The following is a 16,300-nucleotide window of genomic DNA, read 5'->3' as shown; positions in this document are numbered from 1 at the left end:
GGGCCGCGCGAGGGCGCGGCCGCGACGGGACAAGCGTCCAGCGTGTAGCGCAATCCGCGCCGGTCGCTCCAGGGCGTCGCGCGGTCAGCCGGTCAGGTTCGTCGCGTCCGGACCCCGCGCGGCGGCCAGTGCGTGTCCCGGTCGAGGTCCCCGACCCGGCAGGTCAGGCCCGGCGAGGGAATCGCGAGGTCGTCGTCGAGGCCGGCCAAGGCCGTGGTCGTCCAGCCCGCGGCCTCGCGGGCGTGCACGCGCTCTCCTGCCCCAAGACGAGGATGGCCCGGCAGGGGCCGTGCTCCCGGTAGAGCCTGACCGTCATGTCGATCCAGCGCGCGCTGCCGGCCGGCGTCAGGCTCTCGCCGGTGGTCGAGACCACCTCGGCGAGGGGCATGCGCGGCCAGGGAACCCGATGCCCGGCGGTTGGACGGCGTAGGGGCTCTCGTCGTGACCCCGCAGCGCGGCCTTGAGCAGCGTCCGGAGGTCGGTGGCGATGACGTTGTGCTCCATGAAGGGCGGCGTCATCATGACCGGAATCTCCTCGATCCGTTCCCAGCGCTCATTGTCCGGCCGTTCCGCCTGGAAGGCGCGGAACCCGGCCCCGACATCCGGGATGGGTACGCGACCGCCGCGAGAGACATGGCTCCGCTCCTCCTCTGTCGGGCCCAGGATGTCATCCCAGGCCCGCGGGTCACCCCGGGATCTGGTCGCGGCCCCGCTCAGGTCTCCAGCTCGCTGTCCCAGTACAGGTAGTCGACCCAGGTGTGGTGGTACTGGCGGTGGTCGAATTCCGGCTGGCGGCGATGCAGCTCGTGGCGACTCGGCCGGCGCGGCTCGTTGAGGAGGGGCATCTCGGCCTCCTCGGGCGTGCGGTTGGCCTTGCGCAGGTTGCACGGGCTGCAGGCCGCGACGACGTTCTCCCAGCTCGACTGGCCGCCGCGGGAGCGCGGCACCACGTGGTCGAAGGTCAGGCCGCCGGAGGGCAGGCGCAGGCCGCAATACTGGCACGAGAACGTGTCGCGCAGGTAGATGTTGTAGCGCGTGAAGGCGGGGCTGCGCGCCATGGCGACGTAGCTCTTGAGCGCCACCACGCTCGGCACCCGCAGGGAGCGGCTCGGGGAGCGGGCCTCGACGTCGTAGCTCGCCACCAGGGTGACGCGGTCGAGGAACAGGGCCGTGAACGCATCCTTCCACGACCACAGCGAGAGCGGATTGTACGAGAGCGGCCGGTAATCCGCGTTGAGCACGAGGGTTTGAAGGTCCAGCATCATCCTGCCCTGGCGACGGGCCGACCGCAGAGAGGGGAGCCGGCATGATGCCGGTCCTCGCATCGCTCGCCAGGAGAGGGGATGGGGACCATCGCCTATCCTCCGAGCCGGTCGGGGAGAGTGGGGGGACACGGCGGATGCCCGCCACGGCCGCTCGGGGAGCGGACGCCGGGGGGCGCGGCCGGGATGCGATCCGGGCGCCGTCTGGGCTGCTGATGAGGGGCGATCACCGACATCCTCCCGCAGCAGAACGAAAAGGCCGAGTCCATTGGGGCTTAGTCTAATAGCAGCATGACAGGGTTGTGAAGGTTTCGAGCCGGGGCGTCTCGTCACGCCTCACACGATTCTGCCGCCCCCGGGATTCGGGCCCGAATCCCTGTCCCGATCCGCGTCCCGAGCCCCTGCGGCGGAGGCCGCCGGGGCTCGGCACCGATTTTCGCCCCATTGATCCGCGATGCCGCGGCCCGCCTCCGGGTCCCCCGTCCGGTTTCCTCGTCCGGGCGGATGACCTAGGTAGACGGCTCGAACCGACCCATCGCGAGGGAAGCCGGCCGTTCAAGCCGGGCCGCCTCGTCATGGCCAGGCCGGGCTGCCGGGAGACGAGCCTGAGACGCGGGTGAGAAGGATTGCGCATGAGACAGCTTCGCCGATGGACGATCGCCCTGGCGGCCGCGCTGCTGAGCCCCGGGCTCGCGGCGGCGCAGGGACATGTGGCGAAGCCGGAGCGGGCCACGGTCGCGCAGGCTCAGGCACCGGCCGGCAAAGGTGACACCAAGCCTGCCCAGCCCGCCGCCGGCCAGCCTCCCGCCGCGCCCGCTGCCGCGCCGGCGGAGCCGCCGAAACCCCCGCCGCAGACCCCGATCTCCGAGCAGATCAAGCAGATCCGCGCCCAGCTCGACGCCGAGAAGGCCGACCTCGACCAGCGCGAGCAGGCCCTGACCCACCGCGAGCTGAACAAGGACGATCTCGTCCTCCTGCGCGAGGGCATCCCGCCGGTGGCCGACCGGCTGCGCCAGGTGGTCGACCATCTCGGGCCGCGGCTGGACGCGGCCAAGGAGCGGCTGAACCAGCTCGGGCCGAAGCCGAAGGAGCCGGAGGGCGCCGACGTGGCGCAGGAGCGGGCCCAGCGCGAGGCCGGGGTCGCCGAGATCGACGACACCCTGCGGCTTGCCCGCTCGCTCCTGGTCCAGAGCGAGCAGATCACCGACCAGATCAGCAACCGCCGCCGCGCCGCCTTCACCCGCGCCCTGTTCGAGCGCACCGACGGCCTGGTGAGCCCGAACCTGTGGATGCGCGCCACCAGCGACTATTCCCGCGACCTGCGGGCGCTGAAATCCTCCCTCGACGACTCGGTCACCCAGGTCCAGCGCCGGGGCACGGCGCTCAACCTGTTCCTGCTCGCGCTCGCGATCGGCGTCTCGGTGGCGCTCTATGTCGGGCGCCGGCACATCGCCCCGCGGATCGGCCACCGCTCGTCCAAGACCGCGCAGCCGACCCGCTACGCCCGGGTGATGGCGGCCTGGCGGGTCTTCCTCGTCGGCGCGGTGCCGGCGGTGCTCGGCAGCTTCCTCGTCGGCTACACCCTCGACGTGACCGAGCTCCTGCCGGTGCGCCTGCTGCCGGCAGCCCACCGGATCGTCGCCTCGCTGGCCTTCGTGGCGGTCGTCGAGGCGATGGCCGACGCCCTGCTCTCGCCCGACCGCCCGGCCTGGCGCCTCGTCGCGATGACCGACGCCACCGCCGAGCGGCTGAACCGCCTGATCATCGCCATCGCCTCGGTGATCGCGGTCGGCCGCACCATCGAGGGGCTGAACGAGGGCTTCTCGCTCAGCCTGCCGGTCACCATCGTCACCAAGGGGGTCTTCGCCGCGGTGGTCGCCGTGGTGCTGGCCGAGGGCCTGCGCCGGTTCGCGGCCCGCGCCGACACCGACGAGGCCTGCCTCGGGCCCTACATCGCCGCCGAATCGACCGCCGGCATCGGCGGTCCCCTGCGCATCCTCGGCTGGATCGTCGTGGCGGCGATCGGCGTGTCGGCGCTGGTCGGCTACATCGCCCTGTCGTCGTTCCTGATCGACCAGCTGATGTGGACCGCGATCGCCGCGGCCATCCTCTACCTGGCGATCGCGAGCATCGACGCCGTGGTGAGCTCGGCCCTCCAGGACGATTCGCGCATCGCTACGGCCCTCCAGGCCAATACGGGCCTGCGCAAGCGCTCGCTGAACCAGATCGCGGTGCTGATCTCGGGCTTCGTCCGGGTGCTGCTGCTCACCGCCGCCGGGGTGCTGCTGCTCGCCTCCTGGGGCGTCGATTCGACCGACATCTTCACCTGGGCGCAGGCCGCGTTCTTCGGCTTCACCGTCGGCGGGGTGACGATCTCGCTCTCGACCATCGCCATCGCGATCGGGCTGTTCACGCTGGGCCTCGTCATCACCAGGGCGGTGCAGCGCTGGCTCGAGAACACCTACCTGCCGGCCACCGACCTCGATCCGGGCCTGCGCAACTCGATCTCGACGGTGAGCGGCTATGTCGGCTTCCTGCTCACCCTGGCGCTGGCCTTCTCCTATCTGGGCCTCAGCCTGGAGAAGCTCACCATCGTGGCCGGCGCCCTGTCGGTCGGTATCGGTTTCGGCCTGCAATCGATCGTCAACAACTTCGTCTCCGGCCTGCTGCTGCTCTGGGAGCGGCCGATCCGGGTCGGCGACCTCGTGGTGATCGGCGACAACGAGGGCTATGTCCGCCGCATCAGCGTGCGCTCGACCGAGATCCAGACCTTCGACCGCTCGGCCGTGATCGTGCCGAACTCGAACCTGATCTCCGGCGTGGTGAAGAACCGGGTCCGCGGCGACCGCACCGGCCGGGTCACGATCACCGTCAGCGTCCTGCGTAACCAGGACCCGGTCCACGCCGCCGAGCTGATCGTCGGCTGCGCGAAGGCCCATCCGGAGGTGCTGAAGGAGCCGCCGCCGCGGGTGGTCTTCCGCAAGATCGGCGATCCCTTCCTCGAATTCGAGCTGATCGCGATGATCAGCGACGTCGGCTCCCAAGCGAAGGTGCAGAGCGACCTCAACTTCGCGGTGTTCAAGACCTTGTCGGACGGGGGTCTCATCCCCAATCTCGGACCCGGTGCGAGCATCGTCACGGTTCAGGGGCTGGACGCGATGCAGGATGCCATGGGGCAGATCGCCCGCATGACGAATCCTGCCGCCTTCCGTCCCGAGGCCCGCAACGAGCCCGAGGCCGAGCGTCGCCGAACCCCCGAGACCGTGCCGTGAACCTCCGTCCCGCCGCGTCGAAGCGCCTCGCCCTCAAGCGAGTGGTCTTCCTGGCCCTGCCGCTCGCCCTCGCAGCCTGCTCGGCGACCGAGGCGACGCGGGTGTCGACCGGGGCGGCGGGACCGAGCCTGTACTGGCCGATGTCGGCAGCCGGTGCGCAGATCGACGCAGGCGCGGCCCGCGACATGATCGCCGCCTACCGCCGCAACAAGGGTTTGCCGCCGCTCGCCCTCGATCCCGGTCTCCAGCGCCTCGCCGAGACCGAGACCGCCGCGATGGCCGCCGCCGGCCGGCCGAGCCAGGCCGACATCGTCAAGACGGTGGCGGCCCGGATGGGCTACCCGGAGCCGGCCGCCAACCTCTCGGCCGGCTACCACACCCTGGCCGAGGCGTTCTCGGGCTGGCGCGACAGCCCGTCCCACAACGCCGTGATGCTCGATCCCGCGGCGACCCGGATGGGGATCGCGACGGCCTATGCGCCAGGGTCGAAGTACAAGGTGTACTGGGCGCTGCTGGTGGCGAAGTAGGCCGCCGGGCGGGCAGGCCGATCGTGCGGTCGGCCGGAGCCTGTCCCGAAGCAGGGACGATTGTCTTGGCCAAGTGTCTTGGGTCTTGGCCAAGTGTGTTGGTCATGTATCTTGGTCATATGGTCTGGCCAGCTGTTCTGGAGCCCAGGATTGCGGCGGTGATGACCGAGGGGCGCGGCGCGCGCTCATGCGTCGCACGGGCCGGGATGCGGGACTTTAAGGATCTGTTCGCCTTGCGGAAAGGACGGAGTTTATCGGGCGACCTCTCTTGCCTTACGTCATGTCGCTGAATGGAGAGATGACGCATGGCGACGCAGCCCCATTTCCGCGACGCGATCTGGGACGACTACGAGACCGCGGAGCCGCACCGCGAGACCCACTCCTTGCGGCCGTTCGTACGTATCGGCATCGCGGCGTTGGTCGTCGCCCTGGCGATCCTGGCGATCTCGAAGCTCTAGAGCCTTTTCCGACGAAGTGGGTACCGGTTCGTCGTAGGAGATGCGGCAACATCAAGGATCTGGAGCAGCACCCGATCGCAGCGCGACCGGGTGCTGCTCTAGGCTCGTCTCCGCCGGACCGGTATCCACGTCGTCGGAAACTCTCTCGGTGGGGAAGGGCAGGGTCGGCGATGCGGGGGCTCTCGAAGGTGGTCCGGATTCTGCGCCAGGACGGCCTGCGCAACCTCGCGAGCCGTGGGCTCGGCTTTGCCTATCGGCGCGGCGTCCGTCCGCTCTTGCCGGTCTCCGGGCCGGCGCGCCTCGGCGGGGTGCTGACCTGCAATGGCCTGACCGTCGCCGACCGGTACGTCCCCCGCGCCTGGCTCCCGTGGTGGATGACCGATCCGAGCGGCAATTCGAGCTACGAGGCGGCCCTGGTCGGTGGTCTCGGTGCCCATGTCCGGCCCGGAGACCGCGTGGTCGTGATCGGGGGCGGCATCGGCGTCACGGCGGTGAATGCCGCCCTGCTCACGGGCCCGTCCGGCCCTGTCACGTGCTTCGAGGGCAGCCTGGACAATTGCCGGCTCGTCGGCAGAACGGCGGCGCTGAACGGGGTCGGGAACCTGACCGTCCGGCACGCCGTCGTCGGCTCGTCCATCGCCGTGTATGGGAGCATCACCGGGCGAGGGGAGGTGCTGCCTGCCGCCGAGCTTCCGCCCTGCGACGTGCTCGAGCTCGATTGCGAGGGAGCCGAAATCGGGATCGTCCGTGAGATGACGATCCGTCCGCGCGTGCTGCTGGTCGAGACTCACGGCGTCTACGGATCCCCGACGCAGGAGGTCGCCGCGGCCATGGAGGCGTGCGGCTACGCGGTGTCCGACCTCGGATGGGCGGAACCGAGCCAGGAGGAAACCTGCCGCCGGAACGACATCCGCGTCCTCTCGGGCCTCCGCCGCGCCGCGCCGTGACCACCCATCCCGGCGCGACTTTCCGGCTCGCATCCTTTACGGGAAGCCCACCCCCCGCGGCGTCGGCGGCGCCTCGTTGAGCAGCGTTACCGTCACCCGGCGGTTGGCCGGCAGGTACGGGTTGTCGGGAAACAGCGGCTCGGTGTCGGCCTTGCCGGAGACGGCGGCGAAGCGGTCGCCGGGCAGCCCGCTCCCGGCCAGGATCTCGCGCACGCTGACCGCTCGGCCGGCGGAGAGCTCCCAGGGCGGGGCGGCGGGGCGGCGGCCGGGGCGGTCGGCGGCGGTGTAGCCGGTCACCGCGATGCGGTTGGGCAGACGGCGCAGGGTCGGGACGATCCGCTCCAGCACCTGGCGGGTGCGGTCGTTCGGCCGGGTTGAGCCCTCCGGGAACATCGAGCGGTTGTCCTGGTCGACGAGGGAGATGTCGAGGCCCTTCGCCGTCACCTCGATCACGATGCTCTTCGACAGTTCGGCGATCTCCGGCAGGTCCTGCAGCGCCTGGCGCAGGGAGGTCACGGCGAGGCCGAACGCATCCTTGTACGCATTGTCCTGCACGCCGTCGGCCAGGACCTCGTCCGGGGTGGGCGGCTCGACGCGGTCGGAGGACTTTTCCGGCGCGATGTCGCGGGTGTCGCGCAGCTTGGTCGCCGCGGGCAGGCCGTTCTTCTCGATGATGCCGGCGAAGCGTGACTCCCGGTTGTTGCCGAAGGCGTCGCGCATCGAGCCCGCCACCAGCTGGAGCTTCTTCTGATCCTGCGTCGAATAGGCCGCGATCATCACGAAGAAGCTCATCAGCAGCGCCATGAGGTCCGCGAAGGTCACGAACCAGCCGTGGCCGCCATGGGCGCCGCGCTTCTTTCTAGCCACCGCTCAGGTCTCCTCGACGGGCGCTCACACGTCGGCGTTCGTTCAGGGGCGTTTGCTCAGGCCGCCTCGGCGGCCGTCTCGTCGCGGTGGGTCACGCCGCCTCGGCGGCCATCTCGTCACGATGATTGTGCGGCAGGTAGGCGATCAGCATCTCGCGCACCAGCGAGGCGCTCTTGGCGTCGCGGATCAGCAGCACCCCGTCGATGATGAGCGTGCGGGAGACGTCCTCCTCCTCGAGCTTGACGTGCAGCTTGTCGGCGATCGGCAGGGTGATCATGTTGGCGATCAGCGCGCCGTAGAGGGTGGCGAGCAAAGCGGTCGCCATGGCGGGGCCGAGCTTCGAGGGGTCGGACATGTTGGCGAACATCGTCACCATGCCGAGGATGGTGCCGATCATGCCCCAGGCCGGGGCGCAGTCGCCGAAGGCGCGGTACACCTTCGAGCCCTCGTCGAGATGCATCAGGAAGTTGTCGCGGTCGCGCTCCATCGTGTCGCGGATGAACTCGCGGTCGTAGCCGTCGGCGATGTAGCGCACGCCCTGCGCCAGGAACGGGTCCGAGATCTCGAGGTTCTCGATCGCCATCGGGCCCTGGCGCTTGACCACGTCGGCGATCTTGGTGATCTCGTCGATCAGCTCGCGCGGCCGGATCGCCCGCATGTTGAAGGCGTAGCGCAGCCCCATCGGCACGCCGTGCACGATGACCGAGAAGGGGAAGCGCAGCATGGTGGCGGCGGTGGCGCCGCCGAAGATCACGATCACCGCGTGCTTGTCGAAATAGGCGGCGAAGTTGCCGCCGTCGATCATGATGAGCACGAACACGACCGCGATGCCGCCGACGAGGCCGGCGCCGGTTGCGATATCCATCTGAGCTCGGCCCCTTCATGCGCCGTCGCGCGACCCCGTTCGCGGGGCGCGTCACCGGACGGTCGCGTGTGTCCTGGTCCGGAGATTACGGCGAACAGGCTCAACGAACGGTAAAAATGCCGCCCCTTCGCCGCGACGCCGTCATGCGCCGTTCAGCGAGAATCGGTCATAGAGGGGGCATGCGATCGAACGGCCGCCACAACAGGCCGCGCGCGGGGCAGGCGGCGGGCGAGCGCCCGGGCCGCATCACAAGGGCATCTCATCAGGATTTACCGTCCATGCGGTTGATCAGGCTCTATGTTCGGGTCATGGGCCAGCTCGGGCCCGATCTGCGTCTCGGGGTGCTTCTGGCGGCCGCGAACGTCGCCCTGGCGGTGGCGGCCTTCGCCGAGCCGGTGCTGTTCGGCCGCATCATCGACCGACTGACCAACCTGCCGGCCGGCGGCGCCGGCACGTCCGGCCTCCTCGTCCTCGTCGGTGCCTGGGTGGCCTTCGGGCTGTTCTCGATCGCTGCCGGCGTCTTGATCGCGCTCCATGCCGACCGGCTCGCCCATCGCAGCCGGCTCTCGGCCATGGCGAACTACTTCGAGCACGTCCTCGACCTGCCGCTCGCCTTCCACTCGGCCAATCATTCGGGCCGGGTGCTGAAGGCGATGCTGGAGGGGACGAGCGGCATGGCGGCGACCTGGCTCGGCTTCTTCCGCGACCATTGCGCCGCGCTCGTCTCCCTCGTCGTGCTGCTGCCGCTGACGCTGTTCCTCAACTGGCAGCTCGGCTCGATCCTGGTCGCCCTGATGGTGGTGTTCACCACGCTCACCACCTTCGTCCTGCGCCGCACCGAGTCCCTCCAGGGCAAGGTCGAGGCGTATCATTCGGGCCTCGCGGCCCACGCCTCGGACGCCCTCGGCAACGTCGCGGTGATCCAGTCCTTCACCCGCGCCAAGGCCGAGAAGGAGGCGATGCACGGCATCATCCGCGACCTGCTCGCCGCGCAGATCCCGGTCCTGTCCTGGTGGGCGCTCGCCTCGGTCGCCACCCGCGCCTCGGCGACCCTGACCATGACGGCGATCTTCGTCACCGGCATCGTGCTGCACGGCCACGGGATGGCCACCGTCGGCGACGTGGTCTCGTTCATGAGCCTCGCCACGATGCTGGTCACCCGGCTCGATCAGGTCGTCGCCTTCGTCAACGGCGTCTTCCTGCAGGCGCCGAAGATGCAGGAATTCTTCGAGATCCTCGACACCGTGCCCGCCGTCCACGACCGGCCCGGCGCCAAGGCGGTGGCGCGGCTCGACGGCGACGTGTCGTTCGAGGACGTGCGCTTCTCCTATGACGGTCGCCGCCCGGCCCTCGACGGGGTCTCGTTCACGGCCCGCGCCGGCGAGACCGTGGCCCTCGTCGGCACGACGGGGTCGGGCAAGTCGACGACGCTCGGCCTGCTGCACCGCGCCTTCGACCCCGATGCCGGCACGATCCGCATCGACGGCGAGGACCTTCGCGACATCGCCCTCTCGTCCCTGCGCCACAACATCGGCGTGGTGTTCCAGGAGCCGATGCTGTTCGCCCGCTCGATCCGCGAGAACCTCCAGGTCGGCCGGCCCGACGCCACCGACGCCGAGATGCTCGACGCGCTGGAGCGGGCCCAGGCCTCGGAATTCATGGCGCGCCAGCCCGACGGGCTCGACACGGTCATCGGCGAGCGCGGCCGCTCGCTCTCGGGGGGCGAGCGCCAGCGGCTCTCGATCGCCCGGGCGCTCCTGAAGAACCCGCCGGTCCTGATCCTCGACGAGGCGACGAGCGCGCTCGACGCCGCCACCGAGCGCAAGCTCCAGGGCGCCCTGGAGGCGGTGATGGAGGGACGCACCACCTTCGTTGATCGCCCACCGCCTGTCGACGATCCGCGACGCCGACCGCATCCTGGTCTTCCACGAGGGACGGATCGTCGAGAGCGGCACCTTCGACGAACTGGTGGCCGAGGGCGGCCGCTTCGCCGAACTCGCCCGGGCCCAGTTCATGGCAGCCGAGCCGGAGCCCGACGACTACGCCCTGGCGGCGTGAGGCGGGCCTACCCCGCCCCATCACACCTTTGCGTCATCCCGGGGCGAGGTTCGTCGAGAACCCGGGATCCATGAACGCTGACGATGCCGAAACGAGGCGGAGCGCGCCCCGCTTCATCCTGAAGGCTCAGCGTTCATGGGATCTCGGGTTCCGCTGCGCGGCCCTGGGATGGGCGATGGAGAGTGGGGTGGACGTCGAGGATCCCAGATCGGCAGAGCCCGGCGCTTCCCCTACATCAGCTTGACCGTGTCCCGCCGGCTCTGGGCCCGGGCCTGAAGCCTCCGGCGGCGGGCGGCGATCACCGTGCCGTTGATCTCGCCGCCGAACAGGAACATCGCGGCGAGCCAGTAGACGAAGACCAGGAAGACCATCGCGGTCGCAAGGCCGCCATAGGTCGACACGTAGGCGCTCGAGAACCGGTCGAGATACATCCCGAAGCCGAGGCCGGCCAGGACCCACAGGCCGAGGGTCACGGCGATGCCGGGCAGCACCATGTGCACCGGCCGGCGCCCGGCGGCGATGAACTTGTGGGCGATCACCAGCACGCCCGCCACCAGCAGCACCGTCACCGTCACCCGGCCGACCGCGATCGTCAGGCCGAGCGGCTCCAGCCCCGGCGCCACCAGCACCAGGCCGCGCCAGACCAGCGGCCCGAGCACCACCAGGAAGGTGAAGGCCAGCATCGCGAAGGCGGCGCAGATGACGTAGCCGATCGATTCGAGGCGGGTCAGCCACCACGGCCGCATCTCGCGCAGGCCGTAGGCCCGGTTGAGCCCGACCCGCAGGCTCTCGACCCCGCTCGACGAGAAGTAGAGTGCCAGCACCGCGCCGAGGGTGAGGAGGCCACCGCGCTGCTCGGTCAGCACCCGGTGGACCTCCCCGGCGATCGGTCCCGCCACCTCGCTCGGCCAGATCTCGAACAGGAGGTTGCCAGCCTCGTCGGCGAGCGACTTGGTGCCGAACACGCTGGCCAGCGCGGTGAGCAGGATCAGGAACGGGAACAGCGAGGTCAGGAGCGAGAGCGCGATGTGGCTGGCGATCGCCCAGCCGTCATGGGCGACGAAGCGCTGGGCCGCGATGGCAGCGATCTCCAGGGCGGTGCGGGGACGGATCACGGCGCGCGGGCTCTCGGGCTGGACGACGACGGGCGATTCAAATTTTGGGCGTTCCGAATCCGGGCCTTTCGAACGTTGGGCCTTCCGATGGATCCCGCGACGCCGGTGACCCTGCGCCAGACGGTCTTCCCCTCCGGCCGGTTTGCCAGCCGGCGGAGCCGTCGCCTCAGGTAGAGCGCGCGCCCCCGTCCTGAAAAGCCGGGGCCCAAGAATTCCCGCGGCCGCGTCCTTCGGAGCACGGCGCGAGGCCGCCGGTCCGGCGGCGGGCTGTCCGACCCGCCGGGGTCCGTCGCGGCAGGCGAGACGGATGGCCAAGGTTCCGGTTGCGGAACCGCCGCGCTCGTGCTCGATGCGCAGGCATCATGAGCCGCCTCCTGCCCCTGTACGATGCATCCTGGCCCGCCCGCCTGGCGCCCGGCCTGTTCGTCCTGATCTGGGCCACGGGCTTCGTCGTGGCGCGGCTGATCGCGCCGCATGCCGAGCCGCTGACCTTCCTCGCCGTGCGCTTCGGCCTCACCGCGCTCGTGCTGACCGGGATCGCCCTCGCGGCCGGCGCGACGTGGCCCCGGGGCTGGCGGGGCTGGCGCGACGCGATGGTGGCCGGGATCCTGATCCACGGCCTCTACCTCGACGCGGTGTTCTGGGCGGTGCATCGCGGGCTGCCGGCCGGCATCGCCGCCCTGGTGGCGAGCCTGCAGCCGCTCTTGACCGCGGCGGTGGCCGGACCGCTCCTCGGCGAGCGGGTCTCGCCTCTGCGCTGGCTCGGCATCGCGGTCGGCCTCGTCGGCGCCGGGCTGGTGCTGGCACCCAGGATCGGGGCGGCCGGGGCAGCCGGCGGCATCCCGCCGGAGGCCCTGGGCGTGTGCTTCTGCGGCACCATCGCCATCACCCTCGGCACCCTGTGGCAGAAGCGCACGGCCGCCGCCGTCGATCTGCGCACCAATGCCGCCGCGCAGTTCGTCGGTGCCCTGCTGCTGACCCTGCCGCTGGCGCTCCTCACCGAGCGGGGCGAGTTCGACTTCTCGGCGCCGCTGCTCCTCGGCCTCGCCTGGGCGGTGCTCGGCCTGTCGGTCGGCGGCATCCTGATCCTGCTCGGGCTGATCCGACGCGGGGCGGTGGCGGGGGTGGCCGCCCTGTTCTACCTCGTGCCGCCGGTCTCGGCCGCGATGGCGTTCGGGCTGTTCGGCGAGACCCTGGCGCCGGTCCAGCTCCTCGGCATGGTGGTGGCGGTGGTCGGCGTGGCGATCGCGAGCCGCGGTTAAGCCCCTGGTGGGATTCGGAGGCTTAGGCTGGCGGCGCTTCGGAGAGAGCCCGCATGCTGCGCCCCGCCCTGACCGCCGGCCTGATGATCCTGGCGCTCGCCGCTCCCGCGGCGGCGGATGGCGATCCCGACGCGTACCGGGCGGCGCGAGTCATGTCCGCACAAGCCGGCTACGGCCGGGTTCGCATGGGAGACGCGCCGGCCTACCGGCCGGTCGCGCGAGCCGTCCGCCCGCACCACCGTCCTGGCCTCGTGCGGCTCCGCGGCGGACCGGTCCGGCCGGTCTCCTACGGCGAGACGGATGGTACGGTGTTCCACGCCTGGCTGCCGCGCAACACCAACCTGCCGATCTACAACATCCCGCCGCCGTTCTTTCCGGAGCCCTGACGGGGTCTGCCGGAGCCGTGACGGGGTCTGCCGGAGCCGTGACGGGGTCTGCCGGAGCCCTGACGGGGTCTGCCGGAGCCGTGACGGAGCGTGTCCCGGCCTCCGTCGGCGGCGTCTCCAAACCCTGACGGCCAGTCTGGATCGAAGCGGGACATTGGGCGTTAGACCTGTCGTGGAATACCGTCAGGGAGCCGTGCCGTGCCCGAGCCGACCGTGCCCGATACGATCGCCGCAGCCCGCGATCCCTCGCCGCCTCCGCCGATCCTGCCCGACCCGGACCTGCGCCCGATCGATCTCGCGGCCTCCGCCTGTCCCGATCGTCTCGATGCCGGCGCGCGCGAGCACCTCGCCCGCGCCGGCCAGGAGGCCCTCGATGCCTGCCTGCGCCGGCTCACGCCCGTGGAGCGTGCGGCGTTCTGGCGTGCGATCTGCGTCTGCTACAACCGGCCGTACAATCCAGGGGATTCCTTGCCGGGCGGCCCCGTGCCGGCGGACGCCATGCCGGAGGAGACGGTGATTCCACCTGCCGAGATCGCGCCCGCGCAGTCCGTTCTCGACCCGCACGTGATCGACGCCGTCTTGAGCGGGGTCGGCTTGCCGGGCCGGGAGGGCACGGCTCCCGACGCCGTCCTGCGGTGACCTCACCGTCCCGCTCTGCTGCCCGGTGACCGTGCCGCCTGCCGCCCCGCACCCGGTCACCGCCCTCGACGACCAGATGCGACGGTTCGCGGCGGCCTACCGGGTCCTGGCCTGCGAGTTCGTCCTCCTCGGCCTGACGGTGCAGAGCGCCTGGTTCGAGGCCTGGGCGCAGCCGCTCCTCGACGCCGCGGAGGCGCGGGCGGCCGCGCTCGCGCGCCGGGCCCGGCGCGACCGGCTGGTGCGCCGCGGCGTGCCGGCCCACCTCGCCGGGCAGGCCCTGCGCCTCGTTCCACGCGGCCAAGGTCCGAAGGAGCGAGAGAAGACGGCCGATCAGCCGCCGTAGCTCTGCACCAGGGAGCCGGCCACCAGGGTCCAGCCGTCGACCAGCACGAAGAAGATCAGCTTGAACGGCAGCGCCACGGTGGCGGGCGGCAGCATCATCATGCCGACCGACATCAGGATCGACGCGACCACGAGGTCGATGATCAGGAACGGGATGAACAGCAGGAAGCCGATCTCGAAGGCCCGGCGCAGCTCCGAGATCATGAAGGCGGGGGTCAGCACCTCGAGACCCACCGCCTGGGGGGTCGCCGGCGTCCCTGCCTGGGCCAGGTCGAGGAACAGCCGCAGGTCCTTCTCGCGCACGCTGCGCAGCATGAACGCCTTGAACGGCTGGCTCGCCCGCTCGAAGGCCTGGGTCTGCTGGATCTGCCCGGCGAGGAGCGGCTCGATGCCGGTGCGGTAGGCTTCCCGCGCCGTCGGCGCCATCACGAAGGCGGTGAGGAACAGGGACAGGCTGACGATCACCGCGTTCGGCGGCGCCGTCTGGGTGCCCAGAGCCGAGCGCAGGATCGACAGCACCACCACGATGCGGGTGAATGAGGTCGCCATCACCAGGACCGAGGGCGCGAGCGCCAGCACGGTGATGAGGGCGACGAGCTGCAAGGCCCGCTCGGTGACGCCGCCGCTGGGGCCGAGATCGACCGTCAGGCTCTGCGCCAGCGCCGTCCCGCCCGACAGGAACAGCAGGGCGAAAGCCGTGCGGCAGAGAGCCGGGAGAAGGGAGCGGATCGGGAGGAAGGAGCGGGGAGTCGGGGGCGCCATGGCGGCGCACCCTGGGCTGTGCGGTGGCGGCCCGCAAGCGCCGCGCCCGCCTCGCCCCTGCGAGGGCGGGCGGGCGCGGTTCCGGTGCAACAGCCTTGAGCGCGAGAATCCTGCGCGCGTGATCCTTGGGTACGGGCACCCTGGGTGCCCGATGGTCAACGCTTGTCGAGCGGCCGGCCGAGGAGACGGGCGAACTCGGCTTCGATCTCCTCGACCGAGAACGGGTTCTGGACCGAGGCCGGCTTCGAGGCCGGGGCCGGCTGCTCCGGCGGTGGCGGCGGGGGCGCCGGCGGTGGTTCCGGGACCGGCTCCGGCTCCGGTGGGGGCGGCGGGGCCGGCTCGGGTTCGGGCGGCGGGGGAGGCGGCTCCGGCGGAGGCGGCGGCGCGGGCTCCGGTTCGGGCTCGGGCTCGGGCGGGGGAGGCGGCGGCGGGGCCGGCTCGGGCGGGACCTGCACCGCCGGCGGGCTCGCCACCGAAGCGGCCGGGCGGGCCGGCGCAACGGCCGAGGAGGGACGCCGCAGGGCCTCTTCCAGCTGGCGGGCCATGTCGTTGAGGATCGCCGCATCGACGTTGCGCGGCTCGGTCCCGCGGGTGCCGGCCGGGGCCGGAACCGGCTCGGGCGGCCGGACCGCCTCCGGCATCGACGGGGGCACCGGCATCACCGGCGGGACGGGAGCGGCGAAGGGCGGCACCTCGGGGAGCGGCGTCTCCAGGGGAGGCGGCGTCTGGCGGGCGGCGCGCAGGCTCGGCGGCTCGACCCGGCGCGATGCGTTGAAGCGCGAGGCCGGCCGGGCCGGCTCGGGCGGCGGCTGCGGGGCTGGCATCTCGGAGCCAGAGGTCTCCTGTCCAGAGGTCTCCCGGGCGGACATCTCCCGGGCCGGGCTCTCCCGTCGCGGGGTGGGCGCGAAGGCGGCCGCGACCCGCTCGGGCTCCGGCGCGCGCGTCAGCTCCGGTTCCGGGAAGGGCGGCGGCAGCGGGGCCGGCTCGGTGCCCGCCGGTAGGGGCAGCGGGGCGTCCGGCCCCTCGGGCTCCGTCCGGTCGGCCAGCTCTGCCGTGACCCGGGCGGTGCCGGCCCGCACGATGTTGCGCTCGACCACCACGTCGTTCGGCCCGCCGACCAGCAGCAGGTGCTCGGTGTTGTCGCGCCGCAACAGGATCAGCTGGCGCTGCCGGTCCAGCTCGTAGATGTCGACGATGCCGAGCCGCGGCTGCCGGCTGCGGCCCGTCCCGCCATTGTTCCCGAGGGTGAGCCGGCCCCGCGCGAACCGTTTCGCCCCGAAAGCGAACAGGCTGAGGAGCACGACCATGATCAGGAAGACGATCAGGTAGGAGAGCAAGGGCGAACCGTCCGTCCCGAGGATCGAGGAGAGCAAAGCGCGGTCTCTCAAATGAGGCGCACGCGGGGCACGCCGACGATGGGAAGCCTTCTAGCACGGCTATGCCGGGCCTGCGCAGGGGACGTTTACATATCGTTAACAGGTTTGAGAGGCGTTGCGGGCGAGCCGCGCCGGACGCACGGGCAGGTTCGTCTTAACCAG

At 71.3% G+C, this 16,300-nt stretch carries 15 protein-coding genes and 1 pseudogene; 9 read left to right on the top strand and 7 right to left on the bottom strand.

Translation table 11 applies throughout. From position 1 onward, the window contains the following. Positions 1–92: 92 nt before the first annotated feature. Together DA075_RS36605 and DA075_RS15535 are read right to left on the bottom strand one after the other, a co-directional pair. Positions 93–248: a hypothetical protein gene (locus tag DA075_RS36605; protein ID WP_164712345.1), complete on the bottom strand. Its 156-nt coding sequence runs from the start codon at positions 246–248 to the stop codon at positions 93–95. A 465-nt stretch (positions 249–713) separates the two neighbouring features. After that, positions 714–1,262: an HNH endonuclease gene (locus tag DA075_RS15535; protein WP_099953999.1), complete on the bottom strand. Its 549-nt coding sequence runs from the start codon at positions 1,260–1,262 to the stop codon at positions 714–716. A gap of 632 nt (positions 1,263–1,894) precedes the next feature. Between DA075_RS15535 and DA075_RS15530 the strand changes: the two genes are divergently transcribed. From DA075_RS15530 to DA075_RS15520, 4 genes are all read left to right on the top strand, one after another. Beyond that, positions 1,895–4,534, top strand: coding sequence for a DUF3772 domain-containing protein (locus DA075_RS15530; RefSeq protein WP_099953998.1), 2,640 nt, complete (start codon positions 1,895–1,897; stop codon positions 4,532–4,534). After that, entirely contained in the window at positions 4,531–5,061 is a 531-nt protein-coding gene (locus tag DA075_RS15525; protein WP_414468123.1) for a CAP domain-containing protein, read from the top strand. The genes DA075_RS15530 and DA075_RS15525 overlap by 4 nt, the downstream gene beginning before the upstream one ends. 305 nt (positions 5,062–5,366) lie before the next feature. Continuing rightward, positions 5,367–5,519 carry a hypothetical protein gene (locus DA075_RS36600; protein ID WP_164712343.1) on the top strand — a complete coding sequence of 51 codons (153 nt, stop codon included), beginning with the start codon at positions 5,367–5,369 and terminating at the stop codon, positions 5,517–5,519. Between the two features lie 170 nt (positions 5,520–5,689). After that, entirely contained in the window at positions 5,690–6,466 is a 777-nt protein-coding gene (locus DA075_RS15520; protein WP_099953997.1) for a class I SAM-dependent methyltransferase, read from the top strand. A 36-nt stretch (positions 6,467–6,502) separates the two neighbouring features. On the opposite strand, the gene DA075_RS15515 is transcribed toward DA075_RS15520, so the two are convergent. Further along, entirely contained in the window at positions 6,503–7,333 is an 831-nt protein-coding gene (locus DA075_RS15515; protein ID WP_099953996.1) for an OmpA/MotB family protein, read from the bottom strand. Between the two features lie 91 nt (positions 7,334–7,424). After that, positions 7,425–8,198 (bottom strand): motility protein A, encoded by a 774-nt coding sequence (locus DA075_RS15510; RefSeq protein WP_099953995.1) that lies wholly within the window; start codon positions 8,196–8,198, stop codon positions 7,425–7,427. A gap of 278 nt (positions 8,199–8,476) precedes the next feature. On the opposite strand from DA075_RS15510, the pseudogene DA075_RS15505 reads away from it, so the two are divergent. Continuing rightward, positions 8,477–10,256 (top strand): annotated as a pseudogene (locus DA075_RS15505) (glucan ABC transporter ATP-binding protein/ permease). Between the two features lie 230 nt (positions 10,257–10,486). Here DA075_RS15505 and DA075_RS15500 read toward each other — a convergent pair. Further along, the gene (locus DA075_RS15500) at positions 10,487–11,368 is read right to left on the bottom strand and encodes a YihY/virulence factor BrkB family protein (RefSeq protein WP_099956614.1); all 882 of its coding nucleotides are present in this window, start codon (positions 11,366–11,368) and stop codon (positions 10,487–10,489) included. Positions 11,369–11,733: 365 nt separating this feature from the next. Between DA075_RS15500 and DA075_RS15495 the strand changes: the two genes are divergently transcribed. The 4 genes from DA075_RS15495 (at position 11,734) to DA075_RS15475 (ending at position 14,001) form a co-directional block, all read left to right on the top strand. Next, complete coding sequence (locus DA075_RS15495; protein WP_099953994.1) at positions 11,734–12,633, top strand: DMT family transporter; 900 nt, start codon at positions 11,734–11,736, stop codon at positions 12,631–12,633. Positions 12,634–12,686: 53 nt separating this feature from the next. Beyond that, positions 12,687–13,019, top strand: coding sequence for a hypothetical protein (locus DA075_RS15490; RefSeq protein ID WP_099953993.1), 333 nt, complete (start codon positions 12,687–12,689; stop codon positions 13,017–13,019). Positions 13,020–13,217: 198 nt separating this feature from the next. Beyond that, the gene (locus DA075_RS15480) at positions 13,218–13,658 is read left to right on the top strand and encodes a hypothetical protein (protein WP_099953991.1); all 441 of its coding nucleotides are present in this window, start codon (positions 13,218–13,220) and stop codon (positions 13,656–13,658) included. Positions 13,659–13,683: 25 nt separating this feature from the next. Further along, a complete protein-coding gene (locus DA075_RS15475; RefSeq protein ID WP_099953990.1) occupies positions 13,684–14,001 on the top strand; it encodes a hypothetical protein in 318 nt (105 codons plus the stop codon). Here DA075_RS15475 and fliP read toward each other — a convergent pair. After that, positions 13,989–14,762, bottom strand: coding sequence for a flagellar type III secretion system pore protein FliP (gene fliP, locus DA075_RS15470; protein ID WP_099953989.1), 774 nt, complete (start codon positions 14,760–14,762; stop codon positions 13,989–13,991). The two genes, DA075_RS15475 and fliP, sit on opposite strands and share 13 nt — an antisense overlap. A 155-nt stretch (positions 14,763–14,917) precedes the next feature. Further along, positions 14,918–16,099 (bottom strand): hypothetical protein, encoded by a 1,182-nt coding sequence (locus tag DA075_RS15465; RefSeq protein WP_099956613.1) that lies wholly within the window; start codon positions 16,097–16,099, stop codon positions 14,918–14,920. Between the last annotated feature and the right edge of the window lie 201 nt (positions 16,100–16,300).

It is taken from the genome of Methylobacterium currus (assembly GCF_003058325.1).
GTDB classification, from domain to species: Bacteria; Pseudomonadota; Alphaproteobacteria; order Rhizobiales; family Beijerinckiaceae; genus Methylobacterium; species Methylobacterium currus.
Note: the sequence above shows the minus strand (reverse complement) of the source record. Positions and strands in the feature narration are given on the sequence as shown.